General features: G+C 65.8%; 19 protein-coding genes and 1 pseudogene. 14 read left to right on the top strand and 6 right to left on the bottom strand.

The genetic code is table 11. The features are described 5' to 3' along the window. Positions 1-72: 72 nt before the first annotated feature. Positions 73-2439 (bottom strand): heavy metal translocating P-type ATPase, encoded by a 2367-nt coding sequence (locus tag EST26_RS02075; RefSeq protein WP_291065001.1) that lies wholly within the window; start codon positions 2437-2439, stop codon positions 73-75. 82 nt (positions 2440-2521) lie between these two features. Between EST26_RS02075 and glcF the strand changes: the two genes are divergently transcribed. From glcF to EST26_RS02020, 11 genes are all read left to right on the top strand, one after another. Further along, positions 2522-3754, top strand: coding sequence for a glycolate oxidase subunit GlcF (glcF, locus tag EST26_RS02070; RefSeq protein WP_291065000.1), 1233 nt, complete (start codon positions 2522-2524; stop codon positions 3752-3754). 588 nt (positions 3755-4342) lie between these two features. Then, positions 4343-5248, top strand: coding sequence for a class I SAM-dependent DNA methyltransferase (locus EST26_RS02065; protein ID WP_291064998.1), 906 nt, complete (start codon positions 4343-4345; stop codon positions 5246-5248). A 16-nt stretch (positions 5249-5264) separates the two neighbouring features. Next, positions 5265-5438 carry a hypothetical protein gene (locus tag EST26_RS02060; RefSeq protein ID WP_291064996.1) on the top strand — a complete coding sequence of 58 codons (174 nt, stop codon included), beginning with the start codon at positions 5265-5267 and terminating at the stop codon, positions 5436-5438. A gap of 21 nt (positions 5439-5459) precedes the next feature. After that, positions 5460-5711, top strand: a complete 252-nt coding sequence (locus EST26_RS02055; RefSeq protein ID WP_291064994.1) for a hypothetical protein — start codon at positions 5460-5462, stop codon at positions 5709-5711. Between the two features lie 73 nt (positions 5712-5784). Then, positions 5785-6036 (top strand): type II toxin-antitoxin system Phd/YefM family antitoxin, encoded by a 252-nt coding sequence (locus EST26_RS02050; protein WP_291064992.1) that lies wholly within the window; start codon positions 5785-5787, stop codon positions 6034-6036. Beyond that, the gene (locus tag EST26_RS02045; RefSeq protein WP_291064990.1) at positions 6023-6397 is read left to right on the top strand and encodes a type II toxin-antitoxin system RelE/ParE family toxin; all 375 of its coding nucleotides are present in this window, start codon (positions 6023-6025) and stop codon (positions 6395-6397) included. The genes EST26_RS02050 and EST26_RS02045 overlap by 14 nt, the downstream gene beginning before the upstream one ends. A 15-nt stretch (positions 6398-6412) precedes the next feature. Then, positions 6413-7288, top strand: a complete 876-nt coding sequence (locus EST26_RS02040) for a Fic family protein (RefSeq protein ID WP_291064988.1) — start codon at positions 6413-6415, stop codon at positions 7286-7288. Continuing rightward, positions 7285-10548, top strand: coding sequence for an HsdR family type I site-specific deoxyribonuclease (locus EST26_RS02035; protein WP_291064986.1), 3264 nt, complete (start codon positions 7285-7287; stop codon positions 10546-10548). The genes EST26_RS02040 and EST26_RS02035 overlap by 4 nt, the downstream gene beginning before the upstream one ends. Next, positions 10548-11255 (top strand): SprT family zinc-dependent metalloprotease, encoded by a 708-nt coding sequence (locus EST26_RS02030; RefSeq protein ID WP_291064985.1) that lies wholly within the window; start codon positions 10548-10550, stop codon positions 11253-11255. The genes EST26_RS02035 and EST26_RS02030 overlap by 1 nt, the downstream gene beginning before the upstream one ends. Positions 11256-11265: 10 nt before the next feature. Further along, a complete protein-coding gene (locus EST26_RS02025) occupies positions 11266-11565 on the top strand; it encodes a hypothetical protein (protein WP_291064983.1) in 300 nt (99 codons plus the stop codon). A 28-nt stretch (positions 11566-11593) separates the two neighbouring features. Continuing rightward, entirely contained in the window at positions 11594-11770 is a 177-nt protein-coding gene (locus EST26_RS02020) for a hypothetical protein (protein WP_291065281.1), read from the top strand. Here EST26_RS02020 and EST26_RS02015 read toward each other — a convergent pair. Continuing rightward, positions 11760-11970: pseudogene (locus tag EST26_RS02015) on the bottom strand (ATP-binding protein); the annotation flags it as partial. The gene EST26_RS02020 and the pseudogene EST26_RS02015 sit on opposite strands and share 11 nt — an antisense overlap. Before the next feature lie 216 nt (positions 11971-12186). Here EST26_RS02015 and alr point away from each other — a divergent pair. From alr to EST26_RS02000, 3 genes are all read left to right on the top strand, one after another. Beyond that, complete coding sequence (alr, locus tag EST26_RS02010; RefSeq protein WP_291064982.1) at positions 12187-13317, top strand: alanine racemase; 1131 nt, start codon at positions 12187-12189, stop codon at positions 13315-13317. Positions 13318-13628: 311 nt separating this feature from the next. Further along, complete coding sequence (locus tag EST26_RS02005; RefSeq protein WP_291064980.1) at positions 13629-14654, top strand: C4-dicarboxylate ABC transporter; 1026 nt, start codon at positions 13629-13631, stop codon at positions 14652-14654. Positions 14655-14744: 90 nt separating this feature from the next. After that, on the top strand, positions 14745-15506 hold the full coding sequence (locus EST26_RS02000) for a sulfite exporter TauE/SafE family protein (RefSeq protein WP_291064978.1): 762 nt from the start codon (positions 14745-14747) through the stop codon (positions 15504-15506). 15 nt (positions 15507-15521) lie between these two features. On the opposite strand, the gene EST26_RS01995 is transcribed toward EST26_RS02000, so the two are convergent. The 4 genes from EST26_RS01995 to lpxC form a co-directional block, all read right to left on the bottom strand. Beyond that, the gene (locus tag EST26_RS01995) at positions 15522-16433 is read right to left on the bottom strand and encodes a bile acid:sodium symporter family protein (protein WP_291064977.1); all 912 of its coding nucleotides are present in this window, start codon (positions 16431-16433) and stop codon (positions 15522-15524) included. A 44-nt stretch (positions 16434-16477) separates the two neighbouring features. Further along, positions 16478-18259, bottom strand: coding sequence for an AMP-binding protein (locus EST26_RS01990; RefSeq protein ID WP_291064975.1), 1782 nt, complete (start codon positions 18257-18259; stop codon positions 16478-16480). 712 nt (positions 18260-18971) lie between these two features. Further along, positions 18972-19151, bottom strand: a complete 180-nt coding sequence (locus EST26_RS01985) for a hypothetical protein (RefSeq protein WP_291064973.1) — start codon at positions 19149-19151, stop codon at positions 18972-18974. 15 nt (positions 19152-19166) lie between these two features. Continuing rightward, entirely contained in the window at positions 19167-20087 is a 921-nt protein-coding gene (lpxC, locus tag EST26_RS01980; RefSeq protein ID WP_291064971.1) for a UDP-3-O-acyl-N-acetylglucosamine deacetylase, read from the bottom strand. Positions 20088-20142: the final 55 nt, after the last annotated feature.

Genomic DNA, 20142 nt, shown 5'->3' with positions numbered 1-20142 from the left:
ATGTCAAAAACAACACGAATTCAATTTGATCCAGGTCAATGCCTGGCAAGCCCTGATCTGAATCCCATTCGTTCAGCGCCCCCGCGGCGGCTGCCAGCGCTTGAGCAGCAGCGCGTTGGCGACCACGCTGACCGAGCTCAGCGCCATCGCCGCACCCGCGATGATCGGACTCAGGTAGCCGAGCGCGGCCAGCGGGATCGCGGCGACGTTGTAGGCAAAGGCCCAGAACAGGTTCTGCCGGATCTTGGCCACCGTGCGCCGGGACACATCGAGCGCGGCCGCCACCAGCAGCGGGTCGCCGCGCATCAGGGTGATGCCGGCGCTGTGCATGGCCACGTCGGAGCCACCGCCGTGCGCGTGGCTCATCGCCACGCCCACGTCGGCGGCGGCCAGCGCGGGCGCGTCGTTGACGCCGTCACCGACCATGGCGACCACACTCTTTTTGCCGCCAGCGCCAGCGCGCAGACGCTGCACCAGCGCCGCCTTGTCGCCCGGCAGCACCTCGGCCAGCACCTCGCCGTCCTCGGCCTTGAAACCGAGTGCGCGCCCGATTGCCAGCGCCGCGCCCCAGTTGTCACCCGAGACCATGAACAGGCGCAGGCCTTGCGCGCGCAGGGCCTGCAGCGCCGCCGCCGCGCCCGGCTTGATCTGATCGGCGAAAGCCAGCACGGCCAGCACGGTCCAGCCACCCAGCGGCTGCGCCGCGGCCGATGGCGGGCGCTGCGCCAAAGCGTCGAGCTGGCCCTGCGCCCCGCTGGCGAGCGTCTGGCTGAGCAGCACCGACACCGTCGCGCCGCCGTCTTGCAGCTCCTGCGCGCGCGCCGCCAGCGGCCCCAGCGCCACCCCCAGCTCGTCGATCCAGCGCCGGCTGCCCAGCGCCAGCAAGACGCCGTCTACGCGGCCCAGGCTGCCGCGCCCGCTGACGGCCTGCACGTCGGTCGCGTCAGCGCCTGCTGGCGTCAGCCCGCGTTCGGCAGCGGCATCGAGCACGGCGCGCGCCAGCGGGTGCGCGCTGTGCGCCTGCAGCGCCGCCGCGGCGCGCAGCGCCTGCGCCGGGTCGACCCCGGCGGCGACCTCGAGCGCGCTCATGCGCGGGCGCCCGAGCGTGAGGGTGCCCGTCTTGTCAAGCGCCACGGTGTCGACCCGGTGCGCGACTTCGAGCGCCTGCACGTCCTTGATCAGGATGCCGTGCCGCGCTGCCACACCGGTGCCTACCATGATCGCGGTCGGCGTCGCCAGCCCGAGCGCGCAGGGGCAGGCGATCACCAGCACCGCCACCGCAGGCAGCAAGGCCGCCTCCAGCGTCGCACCCTGAGCGATCCAGCCCAGCAGCGTGGCCAGCGCGATCAGCAGCACCGCCGGAACGAACACCGCCGCCATCTGGTCGACCATGCGCTGCACCGGCGCCTTGGTGGCCTGCGCGTCTTCCACCAGCGCGATGATGCGCGCGAGCACGCTGGTGGCCCCGACCGCGCCCACCAGCACCTCGACCGCGCCCTCGCCGTTGATGGCGCCGCCAGTGACAAAGTCGCCCGGCAGCTTGGGCACCGGCATTGCCTCGCCGGTGAGCAAGGATTCGTCGGCCTGGGTCTGACCTGCGTGCAGCCTGCCGTCGGCCGGAAAACGTTCGCCCGGCAACACCCGCACCCGGTCCCCCGGCAGCAATTCATCGACCGCCACATCGATCACCTCGGTGCGACGCACGCCGCCCCGCAACAGGTGGGCGCGCTCGGGCCGCAGCGCGTGCAGGGCGCGGATGGCGCTGCTGGTCTGGCGCCGCGCGCGCGCCTCCAGCCACTTGCCGAGCAGCACCAGCGTGATCACCACCGCCGCCGTCTCGTAGTACAGATGCACCATCTGGCCCGGCTCGGCGCGCCACCACAGCCAGGTCGAGAGCGCAAACGCGGCACTGGTGCCAATGGCCACCAGCAGCTCCATATTGGCGCTGCGCGCCTTCAGGGCGTGCCAACTGGCCCGGTAGAACGGCGCGCCGAGCCAGAACTGCACCGGCGCGGCGAGCAGGAACTGAATCCAGGCCGGCAACATCCAGTGCTGGCCGAACAAATCCCCGGCCATCGGCAGCACCAGCGGCGCCGAGAGCAAGAGCCCGGCCAGCACCGGCAAAAAATCGATCGCAATGCCGTGCCAGCGCGCGATCTCCTCGGCCCGGATTTGCGGTGTGCGCGGATCGTAGCCGGCCTCGCGCACGGCGCGCTTGAGCCGCGCGCTGGCCTCGGCCACGTCAGCGTCGAGCAGCGTGATGCGCGCCGACTCGGTCGCCAGGTTGACACTGGCAGCGCTGACACCGGGCTGTTTCAGCAACGCCTTTTCGACCCGCGCCACGCACGAGGCGCAGGTCATGCCGCCGATGCCAAGGTCGATCTGCTGCGTCGGCGCAGCCGTCGGCGCGTTATTGGCAGCCGCAGTCGGAATGTCCATGGATTGAAGCATACCCTCTGGTTCAAGCAAAAAATTCCGCGTTGCTGCGGTGCCCTCTGCGCTCAGCGCACAATGTCCCACCATGCAAACCCAACTGACCCCCGAGTATCAAGGCAGCGCCGCTGGCCGCGCGGCCCAGGCCATCGTGCGCAAGTGTGTGCACTGCGGCTTTTGCAACGCCACCTGTCCCACCTATCAACTGCTGGGCGACGAGCTCGACGGCCCGCGCGGGCGTATTTACCTCATCAAGCAGGTGCTCGAAGGCAATACGCCGACACGCAAGACGCAGTTGCACCTGGACCGCTGCCTGAGCTGCCGCAACTGCGAATCGACCTGTCCGAGCGGGGTCGAGTACGGTCAGTTGGTCGACATCGGGCGCGTGCTGGTGGAAGAAAAGGTGGCGCGGCCAGCGGGTGAAAAGGCGTTGCGCTGGCTGCTCAAAAAGGGTTTGCCGTCGCCCTTGTTTGGCCCGGCGCTGCGCGTTGGCCAGGCGCTGCGCCCGCTGCTGCCTGCGGCGCTGAAGAAAAAGCTGCCGCCACGCCAGAACCCCGGCCGCTGGCCGAGCACGCGGCGCGCGCGCCGGGTGCTGCTGCTGGCCGGCTGCGTGCAACCGGCCATGCTACCCAATATCAACCACGCCAGTGCGCGCGTGCTCGACGCCGCTGGCATCGAGTGCCTGATCGCGCCGCAGGCCGGCTGCTGCGGCGCGCTCACGTTTCACCTGAACGACCCGAACGGCGCCAAGCAGCAAATGCGCGCCAACATCGACGCCTGGTGGCCCCACATCGAGCAAGGCGTGCAAGCGATCGTGATGAACGCTTCCGGCTGCGGCGTCATGGTGAAAGAGTACGGCCACCAGTTGGCCGACGATCCGGCCTATGCCGCTCGGGCCGCGCGCGTGAGCGCGCTGACGCAAGACCTCAGCGAACTGCTGCCGACACTGGTGCCGCTGCTGCGGCCGAAGTTGGCGCGCGCGCCCGACGCCGACCGCGTGCTCGCCTACCACCCGCCGTGCACGCTGCAACACGGCCAGCGGCTGCGCGGCGGCGTCGAACAACACCTGGGCGAACTCGGCTTCACGCTGCGCCTGACTGCCAGCGAGGCGCACCTGTGCTGCGGCTCGGCCGGCACCTATTCGGTGCTCAACCCGGGGCTGTCTGAGCAACTGCTCCAGCGCAAGCTCGAGCACCTGCAAGCGCTGGAGCCGAGCGAAATCGTCAGCGCCAACATTGGCTGCATCATGCATTTGCAAAGCGGCACCAGCACCCCGGTGCGGCACTGGGTCGAGCTGCTCGACGACGCGCTGCACGGCTGACGCAGGCTGTCGGACTCACAGCAGCGCCGGATCACGCGGCCGTCGCGGTCGATCAGAAGAGCCCGTTTCGGTCGATTGGGTCCGTCGCGGTCGCGCAAAGCGCCATCCAAGGGGCTGTTTTTCGCGTTCGAAGGGCCTTTTCCCCGCCTTTGGCACGCATTGTGCCCTCTCCAGACGGAATTGTCCCAAGGTGCGCATGCGCACCAAGTTGTAAGCCGCCATGGTCATGACGAAGACCTGACCCCATGCGCGGCAAGCCTCGTTCAAGTCAGTTCTGCACAACAAGCTCCAGGGCATCCTGGGTTACGTGCTGCGCTGGGTGGACCAGGGCGTGGTGACCGAAGCCCAGGTGCGCGAGACCTGCGAGCGCATGGCCGGTAACGTGAACACCAGCATGGCCTACCAGACCGCTGCTGCATGCCTGGCGCCTCAAAGTGAAAGCGGCCTGACCCCGCTTTGCACCCTCTCCCTCTGGGAGAGGGCTGGGGTGAAGGCTCTCACCGAGCCAACCCCTCGTTCAAACGGCGCCTTCGGGCGCCGTTTGTCTTTCCGTCTGGATAATGAGGCGGTAACTTACCCATCCGTCGAATGCCCCCAACCAAACTCACGCTCGCCCGCCTCGAAAGCCTGTTGATGACCGCCTGCGACGCGCTGCGCGGCAACATGGACGCCAGCGAATACAAGGAATACATCTTCGGCATCCTGTTCCTCAAACGCGCCAGCGATTTGTTTGACCAGCGCCAGGCCGAGATTCGCCAGCTAGCCGCAACCGATGGACTGGCCGAACCCGACATCCTCCAACTGCTCGAAGACGCCGACCAGTATTCGGGCAAGTACTTCTTCGTGCCCAAGCGCGCCCGCTGGAACACGCCCTGGGCCGACTACGCCATCGACAAGCACGGCGAGCTGCAGGTCACCCACCACCCGGCGCTCAAGCACGTCAAGGAAAACGTCGGCTCCATGCTCAACAAGGCGCTGGAGGCCCTGGAAGACGAGAACCCCGACGCCCTGCAAGACGTGCTCAAGGGCACCATCAACTTCAACCGCAAGATCGGCCAGACCACGCTGGACGACGACACCCTGGTCGATTTCATCCAGAACTTCGACAAGATCCCGCTGCGCGACGAAGACTTTGAATTCCCCGACCTGCTGGGCGCCGCCTACGAGTGGCTGATCAAATACTTCGCCGACTCCGCCGGCAAGAAGGCGGGCGAGTTCTACACCCCGGCCGAGGTGGTGCGCATCTGCGTGGAAATCTGCGACCCGCGCGAAGGCATGAGCGTGTACGACCCCACGGTGGGCTCGGGCGGCATGCTGATCCAGGCGCGCGACTACTTGCGCGAACACGGCGCCGACCCGTCCGAGCTGGCCCTGTTTGGTCAGGAAAAAATGGGCACCACCTGGTCCATCTGCAAGATGAACATGCTGCTGCACGGCATTTCGCACGCCGACATCCGCCAGCAAGACATGCGCAACACCACGAACATTTGTTGAAAGAGGCCACAACACCATGACCCACACGTCAACACCCCCATCGGCCCAGGCGCAGACCATGCTGCGCACGCTGCAGAACGCGGTGGCCAAAAACCTGGAAAAGAAACAGAAGCTCGGCCAGTACGCAGTGGTCTGGCAGAACGGGCGTCCGGTGCAAACGGGCGCCGATGCGCCCAAGACACCGACCTGAGTGACCACCTGAACAAGCCCTGTGAGCGAATACACAGAAGTCGAACGCCCCTTTCTCGACCAACTGGCCGCCCAAGGCTGGACGGTGATCGACCAGGGCCAGGGCGTGCCGCAGGACGCCACGCTCAGCCTGCGCCAGCACTTTCGCCAGACGCTGCTGCCGGGCGTGTTTGACGAAGCAGTGCGCGCCATCAACACCACGGCCGACGGCCAGCCCTGGCGCGACCCGTCGCGGCTGGAATGGGTGGTGGTGCGCGTGTACGAACCGCTGTGAACCTTGGCGGGGACAAAAAGTGGGCAAATCCACTCAATCAGCGCCATAATCAGAGCCAATTAAGGAGCCAATCATGGAAGCCATTTATGCCGATGTGACGATCAGCATGTCCGAGTTCAAGAAGAACCCGGCAGCCGTGTTGCGCGAGGCCAAGAGCCGTCCGGTGGCCGTGCTGAACCACAACAAGGCCGCTTTTTACATGATCGAGCCCGCTTTGTTCGAGGCCATGCTGGAAGAGCTGTCCGATCAAGAGCTGGGTCGCACGGTGCTGGCACGCATGGGCGAGCGGGCGCAGGCGATTGAGGTGGACATTGACGCGATCTGAGACACCCCAGCCAGCGCGCAAACACAAGTACCGCTTGCAGTTTGTGCCCAGCGCCTGGGCAGAGTGGCAAAAGCTGGACGGTTCGGTGAAGGAGCCGTTGCGCAAGTTGCTGAAAAAGTGGCTGGACAGCCCGCATGTACCGGGCGCAGCCTTGCTCGGTGCGCTGGCGGGGCATTACAAAATCAAACTCAACAAACAGGGTTACCGGCTGGTGTACGGCGTGCAGGACGATGTGTTGATTGTCATGGTGATGGCGGTGGACAAACGCGAAGACAGCGTGGTCTACCAGTCGGCGCTGGCGCGTGTGGCTGACATGGTGTCGACGCTGGCCAAGGCGGCGCCCAAGCGCTCAAAGCCCTGACACAAGGCCACCGTTGTGAAGCCCCAAGCGCTGCCCATCAACATCGCCGACCTGCTGCGCCAGCGCACGGTGGAGGGTGAGCGCATCGAATACAAGGCGGGCTGGAACCCGGACGCGATCATCCGCACGCTGTGCGCGTTTGCCAACGACTTCCAGAACCTGGGCGGCGGTTATGTGGTGATCGGGCAGGACTGCGACGCCAAGGGCCAGCCGGTGTTTCCGCCGGTGGGGTTGCAAGACAAGCAGCTCGACAAGATTCAGCGCGAGCTGCTGAGCCTGACGGCGCAGGTGCCGTGGGACGACCGCTTTGCGCAGCAGGCCAGCGTGGTCGACCTGTCGCGCCCGCTGATGCTGGACTACCTGCGCGAGGTGGGCAGCGCGCTGGCGGATGACGCCGACAGCCTGCCGCTGGAGGCGCTGGTGAACGCGGTCTACCACCGCTCGTACGAAGAGCGCGAACCGGTGGAGGTGCGCATCGGCTACGACGAGCTGGTGATCGTGAGCGTGCCGGGGCCAGACCGGTCCATCAAGACGGAGACGGACGACGACCGCCTGGCTTGCGCCGTGCATTTGCCCGCCCACCCGCAGGCCTGGCGCCCTGAACCAGGTGGGGCTGACACCGGCACCATGGATGTGACCATGGATGTGACCCCGGAAGTGTCCGGGCTGCTCAAGCGGGTCCAGGGCGAGATGTCGCGGGCCGAGCTGCAGGCGGTGATGGGGCTGCGCAATGCCGATCATTTCCGCAAGGCTTATCTGGCACCCGCCATGGCGGTCGGTGCGCTGGAGATGACCGATCCGACCAGCCCTCGCAGCACCCGACAGCGCTACCGTTTGACGACCAAGGGCCGCCCGTGGTTGCAGCAGCAGGCACAAGAGGGCCACCGGTGAGCGAATACACCGAAGTCGAACGCCCCTTCCTGGACCAGCTGGCCGCCCAAGGCTGGACGGTGATCGACCAGGGCCAGGACGTGCCACAGGACGCCACGCCCAGCCTGCGCCAGCACTTTCGCCAGACGCTGCTGCCGGGCGTGTTTGACGAGGCGGTGCGAGCCATCAACACCACGGCCGACGGCCAGCCCTGGCTGACCGAGCGGCAGTTGGACGAGCTGCGCACCCAGCTCACGCGCCACCCCAACCGCACGCTGCTGGAGGCCAACGAGGCGGTGCAGGCGCTGCTGTTCAAGGCGCAGACCGACCGCAACGAGCTGACCGGCGAGGCCGACCCGGTGGTGCGGCTGATCGACTTTCACACGCCGGCCAACAACCGCTTTCACGCCATCAACCAGTTCCGCGTGGACACACCGGGCTGCGTGAAGCCGTTCATCGTCCCGGACATCGTGCTGTTCGTGAACGGCATGGCGCTGGTGGTGGTGGAGTGCAAGAAGGGATCGGAAACCTGCGCCAACCCGATGCAGGAAGCCTTTGTGCAGTTGCAGCGCTACATGCGCCGCCGCGCCGCAACAGAAGCCGCCGGGTTGAAGGAGGGCGAGCCGCGCCTGTTCCACAGCAACCTGATGCTGGTGCGCAGCAGCGGCACGCTGGCGGACTACGGCACGATCACCTCGGAAGAAGAGCACTTTTACGGCTGGAAAACGCTCTACCCGCAGGACGACACGGCGCTGGCCGGCCTGAACGCACAGCAGCAACTGGTGGCGGGCATGCTGACCCAAGCCAACCTGTTGCAGATTCTGCGCACCAGCGCGGTGTGCATGGACACGGACGGTGGCCCGCGGGTGAAGGTGGTGTGCCGCTACCAGCAGTTCCGCGCGGCGGGCAAGGTGGTGCAGCGGCTGCGCAGCGGCCAGACCGCGCTGGAGCGCAGCGGCGTGGTGTGGCACACGCAGGGCTCGGGCAAGTCGCTGACCATGGTGTTTCTGGCGCGCATGCTGCGCGCCAGCCGCGACCTGAGCGACTTCAAGATCGTGCTGGTGAACGACCGCACCGACCTGGAAGACCAGTTGGCCGACACGGCCACGCTGATCGGCGGCAAGGTGAACGTGATCGAGAGCCGCCAGAGCCTGCGCCAGCACCTGGCCAGCGACAGCTCGGACATCAACATGGTGATGGTGCACAAGTTCCAGGAGCACAAGCAGACGCTGAGCAACACGGTGGCCGAGGCGCTGGGCACCTACCTGGCCATGCCGGCGGGCCAGACCTTTGGCATGGTGAACCCGTCCAGCCGCATCGTGCTGATGATCGACGAGGCGCACCGCACGCAAAGCTCGGACCTGGGCGACAACCTGTTCGAGGCGTTTCCCAACGCCACGCGCATCGCCTTCACCGGCACGCCACTCATCACCGAGCGCCACGGCGAGAAGCGCACGCACAAACGCTTTGGCGAGTTGATCGACGTGTACCGGATCATGGATTCGGTGCACGACGGGGCGACGCTGCAGATCCTGTACGAAGGCCGCACGGCGGACACGGCGCTGAACGAGAAGCACGCCTTCGACACCGCGTTTGAAGACCTGTTCCGCGAGCGCAGCGAGGCGGAGCTGCTGGCGATCAAGAAGAAGTACGGCGCGACCGGCGACATCCTGGAAGCGAAGAATCGCATCGACGCGATTGCGGCCGACATGGTGCGGCACTACGTGGACAACATCCTGCCCAACGGCTTCAAGGCGCAGGTGGTGTGCCACTCGAAGCTGGCGTGCGTGCGCTACCAGGCGGGCATTGAGGCAGCGCTGGCTGAACGGCTGACGCAGGAGCGCGCCAAGGCCGCGCCCGACACGGCGCTGATCGAGCGGCTGGCCTTTCTGAAAACCGCCGTGGTAATTTCGTCGGACGGCACGAACGAAGCGGCCTTCATCACCCAGGCGCGCAAGCAGGCGGCGCAGACGCGCGCGGTGCACAACTTCTGCCGCGGTTTCGACCAGCAAGACCCGGACAAGGCGAACACCGGCATTGCCTTCCTGATCGTGTGCGACATGCTGCTGACCGGTTTTGACGCGCCCATCGAGCAGGTGATGTACATCGACAAGAAGCTGCGCGAACACACACTGCTGCAGGCGATTGCCCGCACCAACCGGGTGAAGAAAGGCAAGCAGCGCGGCTACATCGTGGACTACATCGGACTGGCCAACCACCTGACCGAGGCGCTGAGCCTGTACGCTGCGGCTAACGAGTTGCAGGAGCTGCAGGACGGGATGAAGAACATCACCTCCGAACTGCCGGTGCTGGAGGAACGCTACCAGCGACTGCTGCAGCACTTTGAGGCGCTGGGCGTGAAGCACTTCAAGGCTTTTGTGACCGGCGACCTGCCGAGCCTGGACGCAGACGCGGCGCTGGTGCATGAGGCGGTGAAGGCGCTGAAGGACGAGAAGCAGCGCGCCGACTTTGAGGTGTACCTGAAGAAGTTTCTGATGAGCCTGGACATCGTGCTGCCGCGCCAGGAAGCGCAGCCGTACCGAGTGCCGGCGCGGCGCATGGGCTATGTGCTGGAAGTGGCCAAGCAGCGCTACAAGGACGAGAGCCTGAACCTGGGCAACGCGGGCGAGAAGGTGAAGGCGCTGATCAACGAGCACCTGATCAGCCTGGGTATCAACCCCAAGGTGCCCCCCGTGGAGCTGCTGGCCGAGGACTTCATGGCCCAACTGGCGGCGCACACGGGCGGCAACCCCGAGGCCAAGGCCAGCGAGATGGAGCACGCCATCCGCAAGCACTGCACGGTGCACCACGACGAAGACCCGGCGTTTTACAAGAGCCTCTCAGCCAAGGTGGACGCACTGATCGAGCAGCACCAGGACCAGTGGGACCTGCTGGCCGAGAAACTGACCGAGCTGCGTGGGCAAGCCGTGGCAGGGCGCCAGCAGGGCGAAGAAGGCCTGAGCAAGGAGGCAACCACGTTCTACGAACACATTGCCCAGGTGGGCTTTGCCGGTGGCGTGGTGGGCGAAGCGGACAAACCCGGCTTCAAGGCGCTGATGGAGACGGTGGTGGAGTTGCTGCAGGAGACGATTGGCAGCATCGACTTCTGGCAGAACCCGGACAAGCACAAGCGCCTGCGCGGTCTGATCAAAACCGAGATCGCCAAGACCGGCATCGACGAGCTGAAAACCAACCGCGAACGGGTGGCGGTAGAGATCATGCGGCTGGCCAAGAACCGGCACGACGAACTGGTGCGCACCGCGCGCGAGGGAGATGCCTGATGCAACTGCGGCAAGTGAAAGACATCCAGTACCGGCTGCTGCCGGGTGCGCAGCGGCGGACCACCGACATCGTGATCGAGCGCGACGGCGTGATCACCGTGCGGCCGCCGCGCCACATGGCCCCCGAACAGGTGGACGCCACCGTGCTGAGCAAGCGCATGTGGATTTACCGCAACCTGGCCGAGTGGCGCGACCTGAACGCCAGCGGCGTGGTGCGCGAGTGGGTGAACGGCGAGACCTTTCTGTACCTGGGCAGCAGCTACCGGCTGCAACTGGTGAACGAGCAGGAAGAGTCTTTGAAACTGAAGGACGGCCGATTCTTGTTGTTGCGTTCGCTGGTGGAGCAAGGTGGCGCCATGGCGGCACGCGCGGCGTTTGAAGCCTTCTACGCGGCCAAAGGGCTGCAGCGGCTGCAGCGCCGGGTGACCCATTTTGCGCCCCGGGTGGGCGTGGCACCGGGCGCGGTGCTGGTCAAAGACATCGGGTTCCGGTGGGCAACGTGTCAACCGAGTGGTGACCTGAACTTTCACTGGAAGTGCCTGATGGCGCCGCTGACGGTGCTGGACTACATCGTGGTCCACGAGCTGTGTCACCTGCACCAACGCGACCACAGCGACGCGTTCTGGAACGAGGTGGACAAGGTGCTGCCGGACTACAGCGAGCGCAAGGAGTGGCTCCGCTTGCGTGGCGCGACGCTGGACCTGTGAGGCTCAATACATGCCCTTGAACTACCTGATCTTCGACACCAGCGACGACGGCGAAGGCACCGGCACCTGGGAGGCCATGGCCAGCGTGCGCGCGGCCGATGTGCCTGCGGTGCTGGCCGAGGTGCAGACCGTGCTGGCCTGGGCCGGGCAACACAGCCCTGGACCGCGCGGCCCGCTGGACGAAGGCGGCGCCTGGGACGCCGACCAGCAGGTGCAGGCTGAGGGCGAATGGACCACGGTGACGCTGACGATCACCGGGCCTTGGGAGTGGGGTGAGGGGCTGGTGGGCCGGTTCACGCCGCGCGACTGAAGCGTTGCGGGCACCGCCTCAGCGCCGTTTGAAAAACGTCGCCCGCTTCGCCACGAACGAGGCTGCGCGCTTCTATGCATACTCGCGGTTCGCCAGCCGCTGCTGTACCGCATCGAACTCGGTCACCACCATCGCCCTGCACGACCTGAAAAAGACCAAGAAAGATCCGATCCGCAATTCTGCGTATTCCGTTGCCAATGCTTGATAGGCAACTGACTGGTGATGATGGTGGCGCGGTGGCTGGCCCAATCGTCAAGTAGCAAGACGTCGGGTGTTCTTGAGCGTGTCAAGCCAGCGCGTGAACGTGCCGTTGGCGTGCCGCATGCGCAGCTCCTTGCCCAGACGAGGTACGCGCAGGTACAGCGCACTGTGACCACGCCGGCAAGCAGGCTGGGCCAGCGCGCAACAATCTGCGCCGTCATGCAGGTGTGCAAGCCGCGCTTCACGGGGATAATGGGGGCGGCTGCGCCCGCGCAGCGGTGGTCTGTCCGGCCGCTGCAGGCAGCCAAGGGGTGCGCGAGCCGCGCGGCTCATGATGGCGGCTTATGGCACGCACACTCCGGGTTCGGACGCAGCCGACGGTCGGCGCGTCCGCACGGTTTCGCTGACTCCTGCACCCACATGCCACGACCGATTCTTGCCACCGTACACCCCCAAGCGCTGCGCCACAACCTCGCGCGCCTGCGCGCCTGCGCGCCCGACGCCCGCGTCTGGGCGGTGGTCAAGGCCAACGCCTATGGGCACGGCATTGAGCGCGTCTTTGACGCGCTGCGCGGCGCCGACGGCTTTGCGCTGCTCGACCTGGACGAAGCGCAGCGCCTGCGCGCACTCGACTGGCGCGGCCCCATCTTGCTACTGGAAGGGGTGTTCGAGCCGCGCGACCTGGAGCTATGCTCGCGGCTGCGCCTATGGCACACGGTGCATTGCACCGAGCAAATTGACTGGCTGGCGGCACACAAGACACAGCAGCCGCAGCGGGTGTTTCTCAAGCTCAACTCGGGCATGAACCGGCTTGGCTTTGCCCCGGCGGCCTTTCGCAACGCCTGGGCGCGCCTGAACGCCTTGCCGCAGGTGGAAGAAATTGCGCTCATGACCCATTTCAGCGACGCTGATGGCGCACGCGGCGTGGCGCATCAGGTGGCGGCATTCGAGGCCGCCAGCGCCGGCTTGCCGGGCGAGCGCAGCCTGTGCAACAGTGCGGCCATTTTGCGACACGCGCAACTGCCCTTGCACGGCGGCGACGGCCCGACCACGCTGGCGGCCGACTGGGTGCGCGCCGGTATTGCCTTGTATGGTGCCGCGCCCGACCACCCGCAACACCGCGCCACCGACTGGGGCCTGTTGCCCGCCCTCTCGCTGGCCAGCCGCTTGATCGGCGTGCAGCAGTTGCAGCCGGGCGAGACGGTCGGCTACGGCTCGACGTTTTGCACCAGCGTTCCTATGCGTATTGGCCTGGTGGCCTGCGGCTACGCCGACGGCTACCCGCGCCACGCACCGACCGGCACGCCGGTGCTGGTCGGCGGCGTGCGCACGCGCGTGCTTGGCCGCGTCAGCATGGACATGCTGGCGGTCGATCTCGCGCCGCTGGACGCCGCCGGCCTGGCCTGCGGCGTCGGCACCGAGGTGTTGCTGTGGGGGCGCAGCCCCTGCGGCGCGCTGCTGCCGGTGGACGAGGTGGCGCATGCGGCCGGTACGATTGCGTACCAGTTGCTGTGTGCAATCGCCCCGCGGGTGCCGTTTGCTTCTTGTTGATCCGGCCCGCAGAAGCCTGTCCTGAGCCTGTCGAAGGGTCTTGAGCTCCGTTCGGGCTGAGCCTGTCGAAGCCCTTCGACAAGCTCAGGACAGGCCCTTCGACTGGCTCAGGACAGGCCCTTCGACTGGCTCAGGACAGGCCCTTCGACTGGCTCAGGACAGGCCCTTCGACTGGCTCAGGACAGGCTTGTATTTCCGACTGTCCTGAGCTTGTCGAAGGGCAGGCTCAGGACGAACGGCTGATACTTCACTGGGCCCAAGCAATAAAATCGACCGCCTCATGCGCCTGTAGACTCTTTCACCGACCGCCGATGACCCACCCGACACCGCTGAAATTTCTCATGCCCGGCTGGTTCGCCCTGGTCATGGGCTTGTGCGGCCTGGCGCTGGCCTGGCTGCACGCCGGCGCGGCACTGGGCCCGCCAGCCAAGGGCGTCGCGCTGGTGCTGGGCGCCGGCGCCGTGTTGGTGTTTGCCGTGCTGCTGCTGGCCAGCCTGCTGCGGCAGCGCCGCTACCCGCAGGCGTTGGCCGAAGACCTGCGCCACCCGCTGCGCCACGCCTTTGTCGCCGCGCTGCCCCTGTCGCTGCTGTTGCTGGTCACGCTGGGCGTGGCGCTGTTTGGTCCGGCGCCGCTGTGGCAGCCGCTCTGGTGGCTGGGCAGTCTGGGCCAGCTCTGGGCCACGCTGTGGGTGCTGGGGCGCTGGCTGGCACCAGCGCCAGCGTCCGGTGCGGGCAGCGCCACGTTGTGGCCCACGCTCACACCCTTGCTGCTGCTGGCGGTGGTCGGCAACGTGCTGGCGCCGCTGGCGGGTCTGCCGCTGGGACAGGAGGTCTGGTCGATGGCGCAATTCGGCATTGGCATCCTGTGCTGGCCGCTGGTGCTGACGCTGATTCTGGCGCGTCGCATCGCACACGGCCCGCTGCCCGAGCGCGCGCTGCCAACCTGGTTCATCACGCTGGCACCGCCGGCGGTGATCGGCCTGGTGCTGCTGCAGTTGCAGGCGCCGGCGCCGCTGGCGCAGGCGTTCTGGGGCCTGGCGCTGTTTTTCCTGCTCTGGCTGCTGCCGCTGCTGCGCCGCATCGCCGCGCAAGACTTTGGCGTTTCATTCTGGGCGCTTTCGTTTCCGCTTGCGGCCTTCTGCGCCCTCACCCTGCGCTTAGCCGAGTTGCAAGCCGGCGCCGACTGGCATGGCATGCTGCAAAGCACGGGGTTGCTGCTGCTGGCAGCCACTTCTCTCGTCGTCCTGTGGCTGTGTGTGGCTACCCTGCGCGGTTTGCGCAACGGCAGCTTGCTGGCGCCCGAGCCGCTGGCCCCTATCGTTCCGGCCTCGAGTTGACACCGCCAACCGGGGCCCGGCTGGCGCCAACTGACCCGCGCCGCTTCATTCACCCCAGCAGCCGCCCCGGCGCGCCCGAACCGAATGACCATGGAACTGTTGACCACGATGGCGCTGCTGTGCGGCGCCGCCTTTGCCGCCGGCGTGCTCAACGCCGTTGCCGGCGGCGGCAGTTTTCTGACTTTTCCAGCGCTGGTGTTTGCCGGTCTGCCGCCGATTGTCGCCAACGCCACCAGCGCGCTCGCACTCAGCCCGGGCTATCTGGGCAGCGCGCTGGGCTTTCGCCCCGAGTTGCGCGCCCTGCCCAGGCAGCGGCTGCGCCGCGAGCTGCTGATCTGCGCCGTCGGCGGCGTGCTGGGCGCGTTGCTGCTGCTGGTGACGCCGGCGCGGGTTTTCAGCGGCATCGTGCCCTGGCTGCTGCTGTTTGCCACGCTGCTGTTTGCCGTCGGTCCGGCGCTGGCGCGGCGCGTGCTGAACGCCGCCGGCACGCCACTGGGCCCGCCGCGCTGGCAGGCACCCGCGCTGCTGCTGGTGGCTATTTACGGCGGCTACTTCAGCGGTGGCCTGGGCATCTTGCTGATGGCACTCTACACCGTGGGCGGCGAGTCGCGTCTGAACACCGTCAACGCGCTGAAAAACCTCAATTCACTGGTGTTGTCCTGGCTGGCAGTGGGGGCCTTCGTGCTGGCCGGCGTGATCGCCTGGAAAGAGGGCTTGATCATGATGCTGGCAGCCACTGGCGGCGGCTTTTGTGGTGCGCGCTGGTCACGCCAACTCAACCCGCGCCGGCTGCGCGTCGGCGTGGTGTTGATCGGGCTGAGCATGAGTGCGCTGTTTTTTCTGCGCCCCTGAGCCGGCAGCCCTGCTTCAGCGCGTCAGCAGCGTGCCCGCCTTGAGTTGGTCGCGCACCAGCGCCTCGCGGTCAGCCAGGCGCCGAAAGAACAGCATGACGACGCAGCTCGAGATGACGATGAAGACCGAATACAGCACCGGCACCAGCAACACCTCTTGCTGCATGGCCCCACCTACGCTCAGGGTGACGATCAGGATTGCCAGCGGCCCGTTCTGAATCCCGGTCTCCAGCCCGATGGTGCGGCTGCGGTTGCTGTCCTGGCGCAGCAGCCGCGCCAACAGGTAGCCCAGTGCAATGCCGAACAGCCCAAGTCCGATGGCGGCGAAATAGACCGGCCAGACGGTGTCGGCCAGCAGTTGGTGGTTGCGCGGCACCCAGGTCAGAATCAGAAAGGCGATCACCACCACGCCCATGACGCTGCCCACCAGCTCCAGGCTGGCGCCTATGTTGGGATTGGCCTTGCGCAACACCATGCCAATCAGTGTCGGCACCAGCAGCACCAGCAGCACCTGTGCCACGTTGGCGGCCGGAATCTTGAACTCGCTGGGCAGACCGGCCGCGCTGGAATAAAACTCCAGCAGCAACGGCACCATCAGCAGCGCGACCAGGGTGGATACGCTGGTCATCAGAATCGACAGCGCCAGCACGCCTTTGCTGAAGTAGGTGAAGACGTTGGAGGTGGTGCCGCCGGGCATGCACGCCATCAGAATCAGCCCCAGCGTCACCGCTGGCGGCAGGCCCAGCAGCATGGCCAGCGAAAAACCCAGAAAGGGCATGACGCCGTATTGGCACAACATGCCGACCAGCACGCCCTTGGGCTTGCGAAACGCAATCAGGAAATCGCGCCAGGTGAGTGAGGCCCCCATGCCGAGCATGATGACCATCATCATCAGGCCCAGCAGCTTGGTTTCGAATTCGGTGACCATGTGCTGTGTTCTCCGTCGTCGTTATGACTTTTCGCTGGGTGAGTTCAGGGCTTTTGGCCGGCCTGCACGGCGGCGCGCACTTCGGCTTTGAGGTTCTTGCGCAGCACTTTGCCGATCGGGCTCTTGGGCAGCTCGGTGCGGATCAGCACCGACTTGGGCACCTTGTAGCCGGTCAGCATTGTCTTACAGTGCGCCAACACGGCTTGCACGTCAAAGTTGTCGGCGTGGGCGGGATGCGGCACCACGTAGGCCCGCACCACTTCGCCGCTGTGTTCATCGGGCACGCCGATCACCGCCGCCTCCTGCACGCTATCGAGCTGGGCTATCACGTCTTCGATTTCGTTCGGGTAGACATTGAAGCCAGAGACCAAGATCACGTCTTTCTTGCGGTCGACAATGCGCAGAAAACCGTCGGCGTCCATCACTGCCACGTCGCCGCTGGCCAACCAGCCGTCGTGCAGCATCAGCGCGGTCTCGGCCGGGCTGTTCCAGTAGCCCAGCATCACCTGCGGGCCGCGAATCCAGATTTCACCCGGCCCGCCATCGGCCACGTCACGCCCGTTGTCGTCCACCAGCCGCAGCTCGGTGCCCGGCGCCGGAATGCCTATGCCTTCGCGCTGCTTGCCCTGAAGCGGGTTAAAGCTCACCACCGGCGCAGTCTCGGTCAGGCCATAACCCTCGGCAATCGGGGTACCGGTGACCTCGCGCCAGCGCTTGCCGACGGCGGCGTGCAGCGCCGCCCCGCCGGCGATCGAGGCCTTGAGCTTGCGGGGTGGGTAGGCAACAAACCACTCTTCGTTGAGCAAGCCGTTGAACAAGGTGTTGACGCCGGTAATCCAGGTCAAGGGGTAGTTTTCCACCGCGCGCTGCAGGTTTTGCACCGGCCGCGGGTTGGGAATCAAAATGTTGCGTGCGCCGCTGGCGATGAAGCCGAGCAAGTTGGTGGTGAAAGCGAAGATGTGATAAAGCGGCAACGCCGTTAGCACGCATTCGCGCCCATCTTCGATGTGGCTGGCGCCCATGGCGCGAATCTGCTGCACATTGCGCAGCAGGTTGCTGTGGCTGAGCATGGTGCCCTTGCTCACGCCGGTGGTGCCGCCGGTGTATTGCAGCAAGGCCAGTTGATCGGGAGTGAGGTCTTGCCAATAGGTGCGCGCCGGCGTTTTTGCCAAGGTGGCCTGTCCCTGCGCCAGTGCGTCGCGCAGCCGCAGGTGGGGCACGGTGACTGGTGGCAGCGTTTTGTACCAGACCTTTTGCACCAGCCGGATGATGGCGCGCGGAATGACCGGGAAAAACTCCGGCACGCCCGCCAACACCACATGCTTGAGACCGGTTTTCTGCAGCACGCCGGGCAGCTTGTGGGCGAACATGTCGACCAGCACCAGCGCGCGCACGTTGGCGTCGTTGAACTGGTGCACCATTTCGGCCTCGGTGTAGAGCGGGTTGGTGTTGACCAGCACGCAGGCGGCCTTGAAGACGCCAAACGCCACCACCGGGTACGACAGACTGTTGGGCAGTTGCACCGCCACCCGGTCGCCCGCCTGCAAACCCAGCACCTGACGCAAGTAAGCGGCAAAGGCGTCGGACAGCGCATCGACCTCGGCAAAACTCAGGCTGCCATTCATGCCGTTGGGGGCGACGCAGGTAAATGCCGGGCGCTTGGGGTCTTGCGCCGCAAAATACTGGCAGCGTTCGTGCACCATGGCAGCCAGGCTGGCGTGCAACAGGGGTGGCAGCTCGGTGACGATGCCAGCCTCGCGGTAAGACGCCAACCAGGGTCGATCTGCGGGACTGGGGGAATGGGCCGGGATCATCGCAGCGTTCATCTTTATCTCAGGCTTGTTGTTGTGCCGGGTGCTGAGCGCAGTCAAACGGGCCCGCGCCGACCTTTTTCACAGCGCAGCGCCCCGCACCAGAGCCAAGAGTGTAATGGTATGACAAGTCACGGCACGGCTGCTGCCATGCGTTTGCTGGACAAGCGTTTGACGACCGTGCCCTTGGGGCTGACGGCGTCGCTGGCAAACAGTGCCGTCCGGGAACGGTCTCGAAGCACTCAAAGACGATCGGAAGGGCCAGCACAGCATCCGCATCAATGTCCAATGGCGTCTGTGCTTTGTCGCACGCATTCCTCGCTGTTCGCTGCTCGCAGCAGTGAGGCTGGTGCCGGGTGCGGTCTAAATTAGCTTAGGCGTCGCAAGCAAAAAGGCTGCGTGATTCCTATGCACGCCGAGCTCTAGGTCGGCACTCTGGCGGGCCTTCTGCGCCAAGCAGATGTGTCGCCGGAGGAGTTCATGCAAGCCCTGTAACAGCGACCTCCAACCCTTCGTCCAACCGGACACGCTACAGCAGCACGCCGGTCAACTCAAATGTTATGAATAGATGCGCAGCCGCCAGGATCGCATCATTTTCCCCGGCGCGGCGCCTTCCGCCTGGCCGACCAGGTCTGCGTGCTGCGCTCGCTGACCCTTGGCCAACCAGTCCCATCAAGCGCGCCACACCACGCCAGTGTTGGCGTTACAAGCTGGGCAGCAGAGGCACCTACTCAATCAGTCGGTCCAATATCAGCACACCAAAAAACCCCAGCGCCGCCAGCACGGTCCACTTCAGAATCAAGAGCCCGTACTGGCGAAACCGCAGCTGCCCGGTACCCGCGTAAAGGGCAAAGCACAGGCCGGCCGCGAGCAGCAGCAGCGTAATGGTCCAGCGAAACAGCAGCATGAGCGGTGCTGCTCTCTACCAGGCTGCGGCCAGTTGACCCAGGCCCGCCGGTGCTTGTTCCAGTTCGAAGCTCACCAGTTCGTACGCCTCAGGCTGTTGCAGCAAGGCGCGCAGCAATTGGTTGTTGAGCGCATGGCCGGATCGAAAAGCGCTGTAAGCGCCCAGCAGCGGTTTGCCGAGAATGTAGAGGTCACCCATCGCGTCCAGTATCTTGTGCTTGACGAACTCGTCCTGGTAGCGCAGGCCGTCGGCGTTGAGGACTTTGAAGTCGTCCAGCACGATCGCATTGTCCAGCCCGCCCCCCAGGGCTAGGCCGCGCGCGCGCAGCGTTTCCACGTCGCGCGTGAAGCCGAAGGTGCGGGCGCGGGCGATTTCGCGCGCGTATTTGCCGCTACCGAGATCGAACTCGACCCGCTGACCGGTCGAATTCACGGCCGGGTGATCGAATTCGATTTCAAAGCTGAGCTTGTAACCGTGGTAAGGGTCGAGCCGCGCCCACTTCAGTTCGCGTCCCTCGCCAGACCGCACCTGCACCGACCGGAGGATGCGAATGAAGCGCTTGGGCGCGTTTTGCAGCACGATACCCGCGCTTTGAAGCAAATAGACGAAGGAAGCAGCCGATCCGTCGAGAATGGGGACTTCTTCTGCGCTGATGTCTACGTATAGGTTGTCCAAGCCCAGGCCGGCGCAGGCGCTCATCAGGTGTTCGATGGTATGCACCTTGACGCCCGCGCTGGAGATGGTTGAGGCCAGGCGCGTGTCGGTTACGGCCTGCGCATGAACGGCAATCTCGACCGGCTCGGGTAGATCGATGCGGCGGAACACGATGCCGGTATCAGGCGCAGCCGGCCGCAAAGTCAGCTCGACCCGCTGTCCGCTGTGCAGGCCAACGCCGACCGCTCGCGTCAATGTTTTGAGGGTGCGCTGTTTGAGCATGAACTCATTCTAAGGACTCAGTTGCAAAGGCGCGGCCATGCGGCTTAGTTCCCGC

The organism is Hydrogenophaga sp., from assembly GCF_014773545.1.
GTDB lineage: Bacteria > Pseudomonadota > Gammaproteobacteria > Burkholderiales > Burkholderiaceae_C > Hydrogenophaga.
The sequence above is the reverse complement of the archived record's forward strand: the minus strand, read 5'-3'. Positions and strand labels throughout refer to the sequence as shown.